Here is a 15,187-nt window from a genome sequence, read left to right as displayed (position 1 = left end):
CCGGACATTTATGATGATAATCATCATATATTTTTAGCGGCAGAGCATTTGCCGTGCCCATCATCGCCCCAATCAGGGGATGCATCGCGGTGCACCTGCGCGGTGCAATTGCCATCGTCTTTTTCACAAGGAGTGCAGCATGACGAATGAGGATTCCATCGTGATCGTGGCGGCCGCGCGTACCCCGCTCGGCCGGTTCCAGGGCGCGCTGGCGCCGGTTCCCGCGCCCGTGCTGGGCGCCCTTGCCCTGCGCGAGGTATTGCAGCGCGCGGGCATCGATGCCGCCCGGGTCGATGAGGGATTCATGGGGTGTGTATTGCCGGCCGGGACTGGACAGGCGCCCGCGCGCCAAGCCATGCGCGCGGCGGGCGTGCCCGATGCGGCGGGAGCCACCACCGTCAACAAGGTGTGCGGCTCTGGCATGAAGGCCGTCATGCTGGCCCATGATGTGCTGCGCGCCGGCTCCGCCGACGTCGTGCTGGCGGGCGGCATGGAATCGATGAGCAACGCGCCGTATCTGCTGGCCAAGGCGCGCGGCGGCTATCGCTATGGACATGACAGGCTGTATGACCATGCCGCGCTGGATGGCCTGGAGGATGCGTACGAGGCCGGCCGCCCCATGGGAGATTTTGGCGAGGCCGCCGCGCAAGCCTATGGCTTCGACCGTGCGCGGCAGGACGCCTATGCGGTGCGCACCCTGCAGCGGGCGCGCGATGCGGTCCAGGAAGGTGCCTTCGCCCACGAAATCGTTCCGGTGCCCGTGCCAGGAAAAGGCGGCGACACCCTCGTCGCGCAGGACGAGATCCCGCTGCGGGTGTCACCCGAGAAGATTCCGTCGCTCAAGCCGGCGTTCCGCTCGGATGGCACCATTACCGCCGCCAGCGCGTCCGCCAATGCCGATGGGGCGGCCGCGCTGCTGCTGACGCGCCGCTCGCTGGCGCTGCGCGACGGGCTGCCGATACTGGCCGAGATCCGGGCGCACGCCACGCACAGCCAGGAACCCGCGTGGTACACCACCGCGCCGATTCCGGCGATCCGCAAGGTGCTGGACCGCGCGGGGTGGCAGGTAGGCGATGTGGATCTTTTCGAGATCAACGAGGCCTTTGCCGTGGTGGCGATGGCCGCGGCGCAGGATCTGGGCATTGCCGCCGATCGGCTGAATGTGCACGGCGGGGCGTGCGCCCTGGGCCATCCCATCGGCGCGACCGGCGCGCGGCTGCTCGTCACGCTCCTTTACGCATTGCGGCAGCGCGGCCTGAAGCGCGGCGTGGCGGCGCTGTGCATCGGCGGCGGAGAGGCCACGGCCATGGCGCTGGAGCTGCCGGAGGGCTGAACGCCAGCCATCCGCCAAGGCGGCGACCCCCTTGCCCGCGGCGGGAGACCGGAACTATAAAATAATGAATGGCAACGAGTCTCAATAGCGTCCGAGGGGCGGCTAGCAGCGGCACGCCACGCCCCCTCGGCAGCATGCCGCGGGGCCTGGTGCGGGCCGTTCGCTCGCCACCCGGCGCCCCAGCATGGATCGAGTAGCGGCATGAGAGCCGATGGCAAGCGCGAAGGGTTGCGGCAGGCGATGGCCTGGCTGCATACATGGTCAGGCCTGATCCTGGGCTGGCTGATGTTCATCATTTTCTTCACGGGCTCGCTGAGCTACGTGCGTGAAGAGATCACGCTGTGGATGCATCCCGAGGCGCATCGCGCGGCCGAGTCGGCCGACGCCGCATCGGTGGGGCTGTCGTACCTGCGGCAGCAGGCAGGGCAAGCCACGCGGTGGTGGATCGAGCTGCCGGGGCCGCGCAACAGCGGCATGGAGATCGCCTGGCGCAACCAGGAGCCGCGCGGCCAGCTCACCCGCGTCACGCTGGATGCCGGAACGGGCCAGGCGCTGGCCGTGCGCGCGACCGAAGGCGGCGACTTCTTCTATCACCTGCATGGCCACCTGTACGGCATGCCGCGCCTGTGGGCGCGCGCGCTGATCGGCTTTGCCGCCGCGGTGATGTTCGTGGCGCTGATATGCGGGATCATCACCCACAAGAAGATCTTCGCCGACTTCTTCACGTTCCGGCCGGGCAAGGGCGCGCGCTCGTGGATGGACGGGCACGCAGTGTCGGCGGTGCTGGCCTTGCCGTTCTATCTGGTGATGGCGTTCAGCGGCATGCTGCTGACCGGACCCAGCATCATGCCCTGGGCCAACCCGTCGTTGCCGGGGCCCGTCGTCGGCACCGACATCCGCGGCCGCATGGCGTTGCCGGATGCGAAGCAGGCCGGCGCGGCAGCCGATCCGATGCCCGTGGACCAGGCGCTGCCGCGGGTGCTGGCGCAGGCGCGCCAGGCGTGGGGCGAGGATGGCGTTGGACGCGTCATCGTGATCGATCCCAACAGCTCGCATGCGCGGTTCGACGTGCGGCGGCGCGGCGGCGGGCCGGTGCAGCCGGACGATCAACGCCTGTTCGATGCGTCCGGACGGCCCGTGGCCAGCGCCGGCGAGCCGCCCGGCGCCGCCGTGGCCGTCTATGAAAGCCTGCAGGCCGTGCACCGCGGCCGCTATGCCGATGCCTTGCTGCGCAATCTGTTGTGGCTCTGCGGCCTGCTGGGCACGGCAATGGTCGTCAGCGGCCAACTGCTATGGGTGAGCAAGCGCGTGCCGCCCGGCAAGCGGCCCACTTTCGGACAACGGCTGGTGCAGGTGATCAATGTGGGCATCCTGGGCGGCGCGCCGTTGGCCGTGGCAGTGTATTTCTGGATGAACCGGCTGGCGCCGGCGGACATGGCCGGTCGCGCGGGGGTGGAAGAGCAGGGATTCTTCATCGCCTGGGGCCTTTGCCTGCTGTGGGCGCTGGCGCGGCCGTACCGGCAGGCGTGGCGTTTTCCGCTGGCGCTGGCCGCGCTGCTGCTGGCGGGCTTGCCCGTGCTGAACGCCGCGACGGGAGGACTGGGATTGTTCGACAGCATCGGCCACGGGCAGTGGGCCGTGGCGGCGTTCGATCTGTACGCGCTGGGATTGGCGGCGTTGCTGGGCTGGATCGCCTGGCGTTCGGGCCGCGTGCGCGTGGCGGCAAAGAACGGGCGCGGCGCGGTGAAGGCCGTGCCTGCCTGAGCTACCGCAGCATCTGGCGCGCGCGCTGCTCCAGCATCTGCTGTTCCGTGGCATTGCGCGTCATGCCCGCCGCGCGCAGGAACTCCTGGCGCGCTTCCTCGCGGCGGCCCAGCCTGGCCAGCAGATCGGCCCGCACGCTGGGCAGCCAGTGATAGTGCATCAGGGCCGCGTCGGCGGCCAGGACATCCACGCAGTCCAGCCCCGCTTGCGGACCGTACGCCATACCCACGGCGACCGCGCGGTTCAACGCCACGACGGGGGACGGCGCCACCTGCGCCAGCGCATCGTAGAGCGCCACGATGCGCGGCCAATCGGTATCCGCCGCGGTTGCCGCGCGCGCGTGGCACGCCGCCAGCGCGCCCTGCAGCGCATACGGGCCGTGCGCCCCGCCCAATGCCTCGGCGCGTTGCAATGCCGCCAGCCCGCGCCGGATCAGCAGGCGATCCCACTGGCCGCGGTCCTGCTCCATCAGCAGGACGGGCTTGCCTTGCGCATCCGTACGCGCCTTCAGGCGCGAGGCCTGGATCTCCATCAGCGCGCACAGTCCATGCACCTCGCTGTCCCCGGGCGCCAGCCCTGCCAATACCCGGCCCAGCCTCAGCGCCTCGGTGCATAGCGCCGGCCTCGTCCAGTCCTGGCCCGCCGTGGCCGAATAGCCTTCGTTGAAGATCAGGTAGATCACCTCCAGCACCGAGGCCATGCGTCCCGCCCGCTCAGCCGGGCCCGGCACTTCGAAAGGCACGTTGGCCGCCGCCAGGGTGCGCTTGGCGCGCACGATGCGCTGCGCGATGGTGGGCTCGGGCGCCAGGAAGGCGCGCGCGATCTCGGTGGTGGACAGTCCGCCCAGCACCCGCAGCGTCAGCGCCACGCGGGCCTCGGCCGACAGTACCGGGTGGCACGCGGTGAAGACCAGGCGCAACAGGTCGTCGCCAATGTCGTCCTGCCGCGCCGCATCCAGGGCATCGACGAAATCGGGTTCGACGTGCTCGCTGCGCGATTCCATGTCGTGGCCCAGTTCCTCGTGCTTGCGCGCATGCAGCGCCTGCTGGCGCAGCGCGTCGCGCGCGCGGTTCTTGGCGGTGGTCATCAGCCAGGCTCCCGGGTTGTCGGGCACGCCATCCCGCGGCCAATGCTCCAGCGCCGCCACCAGCGCATCCTGCGCCAGTTCCTCGGCCAGGCCGACGTCGCGCACCATGCGCGCGACGCCCGCGATGACCTTCGCGGCCTCGATGCGCCAGACCGCCTCGATGGCGCGGCGGGTGGCTTCGCGGCTCATTGCGCGCCGCCCATCGCCTCCGGGTTCATGTAGAACACTTCCCACGCATGGCCGTCCAGGTCGTCGAAGCCATGCTGGTACATGAAGCCATGGTCCTGCGCCTTGCGCGGCGCGGTGCCACCGGCCGCCAGGGCCTTTTCCACCATGGCCTCGACCTCGGCGCGGCTGTCGCAATTCAGCGCGATCAGCACTTCGGTGGCCTTGCTGGCGTCGGCGACGGGCTTGCTGCAGAAGGTCTTGAAGTAGTCGCGCACCAGCAGCATGGCGTGAATGTTCTCGCCGATGATCATGCAGGTGGCGTTCTTGTCGGTGAACTGCGGGTTGAAGCTGAATCCCAGTCCGGTGAAGAAGGCGACGGACCTGTCCAGGTCGGCCACGGGCAGGTTGACGAAGATTTGCTTGGGCATGGCTGTCTCGCTTGCAGGAAAAGGGCGCTCAGGCGCGCGCGTTGCCGATCTGATTGGACGGCTCGATGGCGGGGCCGGGCAGGAAGTCCTCCATTTCGAACACGCGGCGGACTTCGATGGCGCATTCCTTGCCCGCGCCGCGTGGGTTGGGATAGCGCTTGCTCCATTCCAGGGCCTCTTCGGGCGTGCGGACCTGGATCAGGGTGTAGCCGGCAATCATCTCCTTGCTGTCGGCGAAGGGGCCGTCGATCACGCGGCGGCGATCCTTGCCGTCGTACTGCACGCGCCAGCCCTCGGCGGTGCGGCGCAGCCCGCTGGCGTCCAGCAGCACGCCGGCACGGGCCAGTGCGTCGTGATAGGCGCCCATGGCGGCCAGCAGGGATTCGTCGGGCATGAGGCCAGCCTCGCTTTCGGGGCTCGCCTTGACGATGATCATGTAGCGCATGTCGCAATCTCCTTGGGATCCGGAAAGGGCCGCGGGACTGCGGCTTTCATGGACACGACGGATGACGTGCGGCCAGATCGACATGGGCGGGATCGAATCAGGGAAAACCCTGACGAACGGTCACTCGAAACAGGGACCGAGCCTGCGTACCTCGACCGTGCACCATTGGGCGGCGGGGCATTCCTGGGCGATGGCGATGGCTTCCTCGCGCGTGACGTTCTGCAGCAGGAAGAAGCCGCCGATCATTTCCTTGGCCTCGGCATACGGGCCGTCCAGCAGGGTGGCGCGGCCTTCGCGCGATTGCACGCGCACGCTCTCGCTGGTCGAAGCCAGTGAACGCGCGTCGACCAGCTTGCCGCGCTCGTGCAGTGCCTCGCCATACTTGACCATGGCGGCGTAGGCGGCACGGCCCTGTTCTTCGGTGCGTTCGGCGCGCTGGCCGACGGGTTCGACGATAAGCAGCATGTACGACATGGAAGGCTCCAACGAACGGGGCGCCAGCCGGAAGGTGGCGGGGAATCTCTGCCGGGTTGTACGCCGCCTAGCTCGGGGGAGGCAAGTGGCATTTGCGGCGCGGGCCGGGGCATTTGCGGCAGCCCTATCGCCTAAGCATATAACTAGAAATTATTAATTCTTTTTTCTAACTTTCTTAGAATCATAAGAAATCAAGAGCCACGTCCATGACTGGCCTGTCTCACCTCCCGCACTAGGAAAAGAATCATGTTGCGCAAGTTGTACGCCGCCGCGTTGCTGGCCGCAGGGTTGTCCAGCGTCTGCCTGGCCGCGTCCGCCGCCGGTCCCGCCCTGGAGATCGGCTACCTGCCCATCCTGCCGGATGCCCAGTTGTTCGTCGCGCTGGAGAACGGCACGCTGCAGCCCCCCGGCGCGCCCGCACCCAGGCTGGTGTCGTTCCAGAGCGGCCCGGCGATGACGCAGGCCCTGATCGCCGGCCAGCTGGACGTGGCGTACGTGGGCATCGGCCCCGCGCTGGTGGCGCGCGCCAAGGGCGCCGACATCAAGGTGGTGGCGTCCAATATCGTCGAGCAGGTCAGCGTGGTGGCGCTGGGCGAACTGGCGCCGTACTTCGCCTCGGGCGACCCGTCGACGGCGTTCGCGCGGTTCGCCAAGGACAAGGGCCGCAAGGCCAGGATCGCCAGCTATCCCAAGGGCGCCGTGCCCGAGGCGGCGCTGCAGCACTGGATCCGCAAGGAACTGAAGGCCAATCCCGCCGATATCGACTTCATCTACCAGGGCGAGGCGCAGATCCAGCAGTCGCTGATGACCGGCGCCATCGATGGCGGCGCGGTGCTCGAGCCGACCACCAGCACCGTGCAGCGCCGCGTACCCGAGGCGCGCGTGGTGGCCCGTGGCTCGCAACTGTTTCCCAAGCAGCCGGGCGCCGTGCTGGTGGTGCGCGAGAAGCTGATCGCCGAGCATCCCGAGCGGGTGCAGCAACTGGTGCGCGCGCAGATCGACGCCAGCAGGCTGCTGCGTGACGATCCGGCCAAGGCATCGGGCTACGTGCAGAAGTACGTGGGCGGCGGCCGCCTGGATCCGGAGCTGGTTCAGCAGGCCATCCGCAATTCGCACGATCAGTTCGAGGCCGATCCGCGCGTGATCATCGAGCCCACCAGGCAATTGCAGGATTTCCAGGCCGAGCTGGGCACGCAGGCCGAACGCGCCGACATCGCGCAGCTGTTCGATACCCGCTTCTACGAGGCCGCGGCCAAGGCCGCCCAATGAGCCAGGCCGCCGCCTCGTTGGCGAGCCACGCGCCGGCCGCGGCGCCCAGGCTGCCTGGCGTGCGCCGCGCGCTGTACGGACTGCTGGGCATTGCGCTGTTCGTGGCCTTGTGGAAGGCCGCGCTGGCCTGGGAATGGGCGCCGCGCGGCACCTTGCCGGATCCCTTCGCCCTGCCGGGCGCGCTGGCGGGCGAATGGCGGTCGGGCCGCCTGTGGCCGGCCGCCATGTCCAGCCTGGTGCATTACTTCTGGGGATTGGCGCTGGGGACGGTGCTGGGCTTTTCCTTGGGGCTGGCCGCCGCCACGATGCACCGTTTCGACATGCTGCAGGCTTATCTGGTGCGTGTGCTGCGGCCGATTCCGCCGCTGGCGTGGGTCGTGTTCGCCATCGCCTGGTTCAAGGTCAGCCACGCGGGCGCGGCCTTCGTCATCGCCATCGGCGTGTTCTGGCTGAACTATTTCGCCACCTATGCGGCGGTCCGCAACGTCGAGCCGCGCTTCTACGAGCTGGCGCGCGCCTTCGGCCATGGCGGCTATGCCGCCAGCGCCTGGACGGTGACGCTGCCGGCCATCGCGCCGGGCGCGCTGGCCGGCGTGCGGGCCGGCATCGGCCAGGCCTGGATGACGCTGATCGCGGCCGAACTGCTGGGCGTGCCCGGCATGGGCCAGGAAATGAACGCGGCGGCGGGCGTGGGCGCCTATGACGTCGTGGTGGTCTACATGCTGGCGATTTCGCTGGTGTACACGCTGTGCGACCTGGTGTTCGTGCAAGCCGAGAAGAGGGTGCTGCAATGGCGTCCGTGATGGCTTTCGAGAATTTCTCGTACACCCACCCCGGCGCGCAGGCGCCGGTGATCCGCGGCCTGTCGCTGGACATCGAGGCGGGCAGCTTCGTCGCGGTGGTGGGCGGCTCGGGCGTGGGCAAGTCCACGCTGTTGCGCGCCGCGGCCGGCCTGACCGAGCCCGGCGGCGGCACGGTGCGTTTTCATGGCACGGGCGCGCCGGACCGCCGGCCGCGCGCGGTGGTGTTCCAGGACGGCCGGCTGATGCCGTGGCGCCGGGTCGATGCCAACGTGGCCTATGGCCTGGAAGGGCTGGAACTGTCCAAGACGGACCGCCAGCAGCGCGTGCGCGCCGCGCTGGCGCTGACGGGCATGGCCGCCTTCGAGCGCCGCTGGCCGCACCAGTTGTCGGGCGGGCAGGCGCAGCGCGTGGGCATCGCCCGCGCCCTGGCCGTCAAGCCTGACCTGCTGCTGATGGACGAGCCCTTCAGCGCGGTCGACGCCATCACGCGCCGCAATCTGCAGGCCGAGCTGATCCGCGTGTGGGAGGCCTCGGGCGCGGCCATCCTGTTCGTCACGCACGACATCGAGGAAGCCGTGTTCCTGGCGGACCGCGTGGTCGTGCTGGGCGGGCATCCTGCCTCGGTGGTGGGTACACTGGACATCGCCGAACCGCGGCCGCGTTCGCGGGTCGGCGCGTCCTTCGCGCGCGACGTCGCGACCGTCACCGAACTGCTGCAGAATGCCTGAATCCCAACCCGTCCGCCTGCTGATCCACGCTTCCACGCCCGACGCCTTGCAGCGCGCGCGCCGCAACGCGGCCAACCTGCTCAAGGCCGAGCCGTCGGCGCAGGTGGAGATCGTGGTGAACGCGGGCGCGGTGGCCGCCGCGCTGGCCCAGCCGGATGCCACCGATACGTACCTGGCCGTGTGCGCGAACACGCTGGCCGCGGGCGGCCTGCGGGCGCCGCAAGGGCTGACGGTGGTGTCCGCCGCCGTGCTGCACCTGGCGCGCCGGCAGCAGGAAGGCTGGGCGTATATCCACGCCTGATCGCTCCCGGGCCGGGCTGCGCCGCGCGCTGCTAACATCTGACCCCTGTGTTTCTTGACGATAGGCGGGGGACTGCGGCCATGACGACGCGATGGGGGTGGATGTTGACGCGCGTGATGCGTCGCCTGTGGGTGCGTGCCACCCTGATCGGCATCCTGGGCGTGGCGACGGCGGTGCTGGCCGCCGTCGTCCAGCGCTATGTGCCGTGGGAGATCCCGGGCACCATCCGCGCCGATGCGGTCGACAGCATCCTGGCCATCATCGCGTCCAGCATGCTCACGGTCACCACGTTCTCGCTCAGCGTCATGGTGTCGGCGTATGGGTCGGCCACAAGCAACGTCACGCCGCGCGCCACCCGGTTGCTGATGGAAGACCGGGTGACCCAGAACGTGCTGTCCACGTTCATCGGTTCGTTCCTGTTCAGCATCGTGGGCATCGTGGTGCTGAAGACCGGGGCCTACGGCGATCGCGGCCGGGCCATCCTGTTCGTGGTCACCATCGGCATCATCGTGCTGATCGTCGTCTCGCTGCTGCGCTGGATCGACCACCTGACGCGGCTCGGACGCGTGGGCGAGACCACCAGCCGGGTGGAGCAGGCGGCGAAGCGGGCGATCGAGCAGCGCCTGCAGGAACCCTACCTGGGCGGCGTGCCGCTATGGGACCCCGGGCGCGAGGTGCCGGCCTCGGCGACGCCGGTGTACGCCCAGGCCATCGGCTACATCCAGCATATCGACATGGAGGCGCTGGCCCGGTGCGGGCAGACGCTCGACGCCGATGTTTTCGTGCCGTTGAATCCGGGCGCCTTCGTCTATCCGGACTCCGTGCTGGCCTGGGTGGGACCGCATGCGGCGGGGGACGATCCGCAGCCGGCCCATGACGGTCTCCTGGCCGCTTTCGCCATTGGCGACGAACGCGATTTCGACCAGGATCCGCGCTTCGGGCTGGCGGTCATGAGCGAGATCGGTTCCCGGGCCATGTCGGCGGCCGTCAACGACACGGGGACGGCGATCGACGTGATCGGCAGGGCCGCGCGCCTGCTCGGCGCGTGGGCGCAGGGAGGCAGGAAGATCGCGGATGCCGACGTCACGTATCCCCGCGTGCACGTGGCGCCGCTGTTGACCGCCGACCTGTTCGAGGATGCATTCCTGCCGCTGGCGCGCGACGGCGCCGGGCTGATCGAGGTGCAACTGCGCCTGCGCAAGTCCTTGTTCGCGCTGGCCCGGATGGGGGATGCCGATTTCCGGGCCGCCGCCCTGCATCAGGCCGAGGTGGCACTGCTGCGTGCGGAAGCCGCGCTGACGTTGGATGCCGAGCGGGCGCGGCTGCGCGAGGTCACCCACGCGCCGCCAGGTGTCCGGCCCGCGGCGTAACCCGAGGGGCGGGACGGTGTATGCTGTGTTTTTATACAGATGTCCGCCGCCACCATCCGGCCAGGATGCCGCGCCGCGCCGATGAGGCACGCCGGGCGGGGTGGGCAGATTCCTTTCTCCATGCACACCGATTCTTCCGACTGGACTTCCCGCTTCATCGCCATCGCCACCGAGCAGGCCGATGGCGACGGGGCACACGATCTGAACCACCTGCACCGCGTCTGGAACGTGGCCGCCACGCTGCTGGCCGATCATCCCGAGGCCGATGCCCTGGCGGTGCAGGCCGCGTGCTACCTGCACGACCTGGTCAATTTGCCCAAGAACCATCCCGAGCGTGCCCAGGCCTCGCGCATGGCCGCCGAACTGGCCCGCCGCAAGCTGGCCGATGCCGGGTTTCCCGCCGGCAAGCTGCCGGTGGTGTGCCACGCCATCGAGGCGCACAGCTTCTCCGCCGGCATCGCGCCGCGCAGCATCGAGGCCGCCATCGTGCAGGATGCGGATCGGCTGGATGCGCTGGGGGCGGTGGGCCTGGCGCGGTTGTTCTACACGGCGGGCCGCATGGGTTCGGCGTTCGCGCATCCGTCGGACCCGCTGGGCCAGGATCGGGAACTGAACGATCAGGCCTATGCGCTGGATCACATCGAATGCAAGCTGGCGGGGCTGCCGGCGTCGATGCGGACCGAGGCGGCACGGCGGCTGGGTGAAGCGCGCGTGGCGTGGCTGCGCCAGTTCAGGGATACCTTCGTGGCGGAATGGGGGCAGTCCGCGCCCGGGGCCTCACCGCAGGACCGCGCCTGTTTATCGGCATCTTGAAACGGGGCTGGCGCGCGTACGCCAGCCATTGTGTCATTGCGCGGATGCGCCCGGCGCTCGATCCGGCTGTTCGCCGGCGGCACGAGGCACGGCGGGGGCGTCGGCCGCTGGCGCGGCAGCGGGTCCGGTGGCGGAGGCTGCCTTGCCCGCCGCCGCCTGGGTGGCATCGCTTTCCTTCGGCGCCGTCCGCATGATCAGTTCCACGCGCCGGTTCGCGGCGCGGCCCTGGGCGGTGTCGTTGGGTTGCAGCGGGTGCGTATCCGCGTAGCCCACCGCCCGCAGGCGGTTGCCGTCCACGCCGTCGCGCACCAGTTCGCGCAGCACGCTGGTGGCGCGGCTGGTGGACAGTTCCCAGTTGGACGGGAACTGGCGCGTCTGGATCGGCACGTTGTCGCTGTGGCCTTCGATCGACAGGGGATGGTTGCTGCGGTTGACCACGCCGGCCAGCTTCTTGATCAGGCCCAGTCCGGAGGGGCTGAGCGAGGCCTGGCCGGACGGGAACAGCAGTTCGGTGCTGATGCGGAAGCTGACCGACTGGCTGTTCACCACTACCTGGATCGAGTCGCCCAGGCCTTCCAGGCCCATGTCCTCGATGGATGGCGGGGGCGGGGGAGCGGGCACCATCGGACCGTTTTCCACGGTTTCGGTGGGTTCGTGGACCGGGCCTGCGGGCTGGGCGGCGGGGTCGGGCAGATGCGCCCATTCGGCCGGGATGGCGGGCAGGCCGTCGATCCGGTCGAGGTCGCCCTGGTAGGGGGGCAGCCCGCCGCGCGCCACCGAGCCCACCACGGCGATGGGCTGGTCGTGCGTGGTGTGCCAGCCGTACATGCGCGTCACGCCCAGCATCACCACCAGCATGGCCAGCAGCAGCGTGAGCAGGTCGAGATAGGTGATGAGCCAGTGGTCGGGCTCGTGGTCGACCGCCTCGGGCACGTGCCAGCGCGCGAAGCGGTCGGCGTTGTTCCGGTTGACGCGCGCCAGCGGCGAGGCACGCTTGCGCTCGGCGCGCCGGCGCTCTTCGATCAGGTCGGCCAGCGAGGGCCGTGCCACGCCGGTCATTGCCGTGCCGCCGCCTTGACGGGCGCCGCCGCGGCGGGCGCGCCAGGGGCGCGGCGAGGCGCCGGCCTGGGTTCGGGCTGGCCGCCGTCGTAGACCTCGTCCTCGACCTGCAGCATGAACGAGTTCAGCGTTTCGCGCACCACGGCCGGGCCGCGTCGCTCGCACATCATCGAGATGCCTTGCAGCACCATGTTCAGCAGGGTGACACGGCGTTCGGTGCGGCGTTCGAGCTTCACGGCCACCGGCTTGCACAGCAGGTTGGCCAGCAGCAGGCCGTAGAAGGTGGTCATCAGCGCCACGGCCAGGTGGCGCGCGATGGCGTCCATGGCGCCGTCGCCCAGCACCGACATCAGGTTGATCAGGCCGACCAGCGTGCCCAGCATGCCGAAAGCCGGTGCGAAGCTGGCCATGGTGCGGAACATCTGCGCCTCTGCCTGTTCACGAGCGCGCATGCGGGCGATGCGCCACTGCAGCAGTTCGATGATCTGTTCCTCGGGCGTGTTGTCGATGATGAGCTGCACGCCGGTGCGCAGGAAGGGATTGGACACCTTCTTCAGCGCGGCCTCGACCTTGTGGACGTCGTTGTTCATCCACAGTTGCGACATGGCGACCAGTTCGTCGATGTCGCGCTGGGTGTCGCCGCGGTCGTTGTGGAACACGGTGCGCAGCAGCGGCGGAATGCGGCGGATCTCGGCCAGCGGATAGGCGATGAACAGCGCGGCGCAGGTGCCGCCCAGCACGATGGCCAGGCCGGGCAGGTTCAGGTAGGCCACCGAGTCGATCGCCGAAAAGGCGACGACCAGGATCAGGGTGATGATGCCCAGCAGCAGGCCGATGAGGGTGGACAGATTCATGGAATTCAGGCCCCGGTAGGGAAGCGCGCGGACGGACGGCGGGCATGGACCCCGCGGTCGAGAACATCCGGCCCGAGGATTCTAGCCAGGGAGGCCCGCGTCCAATCGAATGAAAAAGGCCCGAAAACCTCAGGTTTGGGATTTGCAGGCCGTTAACTTCCGGTCGCCTGCCGCCTGGCTTGGTCCGCTTGGAAGCATGAGCCTGGCAAAGTGCGACGCCCGGCCGGCGCCGGGCCGGGCGGCGCGAGCCATGCGGCACTGTTTTCCATCCTCCCGTTACGCGGGCATTTGCCCCGACCCGTGAGATCATCGGGGATTGATCCCGGTTGCCGTCAGCCCGGATCCCCTTTCAGGAGCACCGAATGCCCACCCCCCAAGATAGCGCCAGCATGGCGGTGTTCTGCGATTTCGAGAACCTTGCGCTGGGGGTGCGAGACGCCAACTACGCCCGCCTGGATATCCGCCTGGTGCTGGAGCGGTTGCTGCTCAAGGGCAGCATCGTGGTCAAGAAGGCCTATTGCAATTGGGAACGCTACCGCGAATTCAAGGAAGGCATGCACGAGGCCAATTTCGAGCTGATCGAGATTCCGCACGTGCGGCAGTCGGGCAAGAATTCGGCCGACATCCGGCTGGTGGTGGACGCGCTGGACCTTTGCTACACCAAGAGCCACGTCGACACGTTCGTCATCATCAGCGGCGACTCGGATTTCTCGCCGCTGGTGTCCAAACTGCGCGAGAACGCCAAGCGGGTGATCGGGGTGGGCGTCAAGCGCGCGACGTCGGACCTGCTGGTGGCCAATTGCGACGAGTTCATCTTCTACGACGACCTGGAGCGGGAGCGCCGCCGCGCGGCCGAAGCGCGCAATCCGGTGGCCGCGCCGCCCGTCGCCGCCACGGCGGTGGCGCAACCGACGCTGGACGAGGCCGAGAAGCGCAAGCTGCAGGCGCTGGAACTGATCGTGCAGACCTTTGACGCCCTGACGACGGAAGAGGGCGACAGCCAGCGCATCTGGGCCTCTACCTTGAAGAACGCGATCAAGCGGCGCAAGCCGGATTTCTCCGAGTCTTATCATGGCTTCAAGGCCTTCGGGCACTTGCTGGAAGAGGCGCAGGCGCGCGGGCTGCTGACGCTGGGACGCGACGAGCGGTCCGGCACCTACGTCAGCCGGGCGGCCGTGCCGGACCTGGTGGTGCGCACCGACGAGAGAAGGTCCGGAGGCTCTCGGCAGTCGATGCCGGGACCGTCTGGACGGCGCAGGGGCGGCGCGGCGCGCAACCGGTCGGCCGAGGCGGGCGTTCAAGCCGAAGCGGCCGAGTCCCGGGTGAACGAAGACCGGTCAACGCCGGGCGCGAGCGCCCAGACGCCGCGTGCGGCGGTCGTGGCGCCGGTGCCAAACGGGCCGTCGACGGGGGCGCTCGACACTGTCGCTGCGGTCTCCCCGGCAGTCGCGGCGGAAGCCGACGATACGAGCGTGCCGGCGCGTGCCGCCGAAGCCGGTGACGGAAATCGCCGATCGAAGGCGCGCAGGGGCGGGGGAGCAAGAACGCGTACGGAGGCGGCGAAGGAGGGCGGCGCACAATCCGCCAACGAACGCTCGCAACCAGAGGGCGAACGCCTGCACGCCGTGACCGGCCGCCAGCGCGAACCCTCGGTATCGGCCCTGGCCGGCGTGCCGATCCCGACGATCGCGCCACTGGGCGCCACGCCGAAGAAGGCGCCCGCCGACGCGTCGCAGCCGCCGGCCAAGCCGGCCAGAAAGTCGGCCAGGAAAACCACCCCTTCCAAGGCCGAGGCGCCGGATGAGGCCGCCACGCCGGCCAAGGCGGTGAAGCGTCCGCGTGCCGCGAAGAAGGCGAAGCCTGCCGGCGAAGGCTGATCTGCCAGACGGGCGCTGATCGGCCAGACGGGCGGCTGAAGTAAAGACCGGGACGCGCCCCGCAAGCGCTGGCGCGTCCCGCCGCGGGCTCGCTAGTGATGCGAGCGGGAAGCCCGGTTGTGCTGCGGCTTGCCGCTGCGCGAGGTGTGCGCCATGTCTTCCAGTTCCGGCTTGCTCATCGAGTCGTACATGGATTTGGACGCACCCTTCAGGTCGCGGACCTTGGTGTCGCCCTTCTTGGCGGACAGGGCCGCGCCGGCGGCCTTTTGCTGGGCTTGGGACTTGGCTGGCATGGAGGGTCTCCTTGACAGGGGTCGTCACGGTCGCCGGGCGGGACCGGCGGGATGCCGGTGCGTCCTCGCAACCGAATCTTCATGCTATCAAGATGCATCGGCAGGGATGCAACGCCCCGTT

The 15,187-nt window shown here is 69.2% G+C and carries 16 protein-coding genes; 9 read left to right on the top strand and 7 right to left on the bottom strand.

The window, feature by feature from the left end:
* Window positions 1-139 precede the first annotated feature (139 nt).
* On the top strand, window positions 140-1,333 hold the full coding sequence (locus A6745_RS17890; protein WP_066130070.1) for an acetyl-CoA C-acyltransferase: 1,194 nt from the start codon (window positions 140-142) through the stop codon (window positions 1,331-1,333).
* A 201-nt stretch (window positions 1,334-1,534) separates the two neighbouring features.
* Window positions 1,535-3,097: a PepSY-associated TM helix domain-containing protein gene (locus A6745_RS17885; RefSeq protein ID WP_066130068.1), complete on the top strand. Its 1,563-nt coding sequence runs from the start codon at window positions 1,535-1,537 to the stop codon at window positions 3,095-3,097.
* A 1-nt stretch (window position 3,098) separates the two neighbouring features.
* On the opposite strand, the gene A6745_RS17880 is transcribed toward A6745_RS17885, so the two are convergent.
* The 4 genes from A6745_RS17880 to A6745_RS17865 all read right to left on the bottom strand — a co-directional run bounded on the left by A6745_RS17880 (window position 3,099) and on the right by A6745_RS17865 (window position 5,699).
* The gene (locus A6745_RS17880) at window positions 3,099-4,373 is read right to left on the bottom strand and encodes an RNA polymerase sigma factor (RefSeq protein WP_066130066.1); all 1,275 of its coding nucleotides are present in this window, start codon (window positions 4,371-4,373) and stop codon (window positions 3,099-3,101) included.
* The gene (locus tag A6745_RS17875; protein ID WP_066130064.1) at window positions 4,370-4,780 is read right to left on the bottom strand and encodes a VOC family protein; all 411 of its coding nucleotides are present in this window, start codon (window positions 4,778-4,780) and stop codon (window positions 4,370-4,372) included. The genes A6745_RS17880 and A6745_RS17875 overlap by 4 nt, the downstream gene beginning before the upstream one ends.
* A 28-nt stretch (window positions 4,781-4,808) precedes the next feature.
* Window positions 4,809-5,225: a YciI family protein gene (locus A6745_RS17870; RefSeq protein ID WP_066130062.1), complete on the bottom strand. Its 417-nt coding sequence runs from the start codon at window positions 5,223-5,225 to the stop codon at window positions 4,809-4,811.
* Between the two features lie 120 nt (window positions 5,226-5,345).
* Window positions 5,346-5,699 (bottom strand): YciI family protein, encoded by a 354-nt coding sequence (locus A6745_RS17865; protein ID WP_066130058.1) that lies wholly within the window; start codon window positions 5,697-5,699, stop codon window positions 5,346-5,348.
* A 246-nt stretch (window positions 5,700-5,945) separates the two neighbouring features.
* On the opposite strand from A6745_RS17865, the gene A6745_RS17860 reads away from it, so the two are divergent.
* The 6 genes from A6745_RS17860 (at window position 5,946) to A6745_RS17835 (ending at window position 10,983) form a co-directional block, all read left to right on the top strand.
* Window positions 5,946-6,968: an ABC transporter substrate-binding protein gene (locus tag A6745_RS17860; RefSeq protein ID WP_066130055.1), complete on the top strand. Its 1,023-nt coding sequence runs from the start codon at window positions 5,946-5,948 to the stop codon at window positions 6,966-6,968.
* On the top strand, window positions 6,965-7,771 hold the full coding sequence (locus tag A6745_RS17855) for an ABC transporter permease (protein ID WP_082853123.1): 807 nt from the start codon (window positions 6,965-6,967) through the stop codon (window positions 7,769-7,771). The genes A6745_RS17860 and A6745_RS17855 overlap by 4 nt, the downstream gene beginning before the upstream one ends.
* Entirely contained in the window at window positions 7,771-8,499 is a 729-nt protein-coding gene (locus tag A6745_RS17850) for an ABC transporter ATP-binding protein (RefSeq protein WP_407922738.1), read from the top strand. The genes A6745_RS17855 and A6745_RS17850 overlap by 1 nt, the downstream gene beginning before the upstream one ends.
* The gene (locus tag A6745_RS17845) at window positions 8,492-8,800 is read left to right on the top strand and encodes a DsrE family protein (RefSeq protein ID WP_066130049.1); all 309 of its coding nucleotides are present in this window, start codon (window positions 8,492-8,494) and stop codon (window positions 8,798-8,800) included. Before A6745_RS17850 ends, A6745_RS17845 begins: the two co-directional genes overlap by 8 nt.
* A gap of 80 nt (window positions 8,801-8,880) precedes the next feature.
* Window positions 8,881-10,170 carry a DUF2254 domain-containing protein gene (locus A6745_RS17840; RefSeq protein WP_197488182.1) on the top strand — a complete coding sequence of 430 codons (1,290 nt, stop codon included), beginning with the start codon at window positions 8,881-8,883 and terminating at the stop codon, window positions 10,168-10,170.
* Between the two features lie 120 nt (window positions 10,171-10,290).
* Window positions 10,291-10,983 (top strand): HD domain-containing protein, encoded by a 693-nt coding sequence (locus A6745_RS17835; RefSeq protein ID WP_066130047.1) that lies wholly within the window; start codon window positions 10,291-10,293, stop codon window positions 10,981-10,983.
* Between the two features lie 33 nt (window positions 10,984-11,016).
* Here A6745_RS17835 and A6745_RS17830 read toward each other — a convergent pair whose 3' ends face one another.
* Together A6745_RS17830 and A6745_RS17825 are read right to left on the bottom strand one after the other, a co-directional pair.
* Window positions 11,017-12,042, bottom strand: coding sequence for an OmpA/MotB family protein (locus A6745_RS17830; protein WP_066130044.1), 1,026 nt, complete (start codon window positions 12,040-12,042; stop codon window positions 11,017-11,019).
* Window positions 12,039-12,896: a motility protein A gene (locus A6745_RS17825; RefSeq protein WP_066130042.1), complete on the bottom strand. Its 858-nt coding sequence runs from the start codon at window positions 12,894-12,896 to the stop codon at window positions 12,039-12,041. The genes A6745_RS17830 and A6745_RS17825 overlap by 4 nt, the downstream gene beginning before the upstream one ends.
* A 362-nt stretch (window positions 12,897-13,258) precedes the next feature.
* Here A6745_RS17825 and A6745_RS17820 point away from each other — a divergent pair, with 362 nt between their 5' ends.
* A complete protein-coding gene (locus tag A6745_RS17820) occupies window positions 13,259-14,773 on the top strand; it encodes an NYN domain-containing protein (protein WP_066130040.1) in 1,515 nt (504 codons plus the stop codon).
* A 92-nt stretch (window positions 14,774-14,865) separates the two neighbouring features.
* On the opposite strand, the gene A6745_RS17815 is transcribed toward A6745_RS17820, so the two are convergent.
* Window positions 14,866-15,066, bottom strand: coding sequence for a DUF3008 family protein (locus A6745_RS17815; RefSeq protein ID WP_066130038.1), 201 nt, complete (start codon window positions 15,064-15,066; stop codon window positions 14,866-14,868).
* Window positions 15,067-15,187: the final 121 nt, after the last annotated feature.

The sequence above is a fragment of the Bordetella ansorpii genome (assembly GCF_900078705.1).
In the GTDB taxonomy this organism is placed as follows: domain Bacteria; phylum Pseudomonadota; class Gammaproteobacteria; order Burkholderiales; family Burkholderiaceae_B; genus Bordetella; species Bordetella ansorpii_A.
Note: the sequence above shows the minus strand (reverse complement) of the source record. Positions and strands in the feature narration are given on the sequence as shown.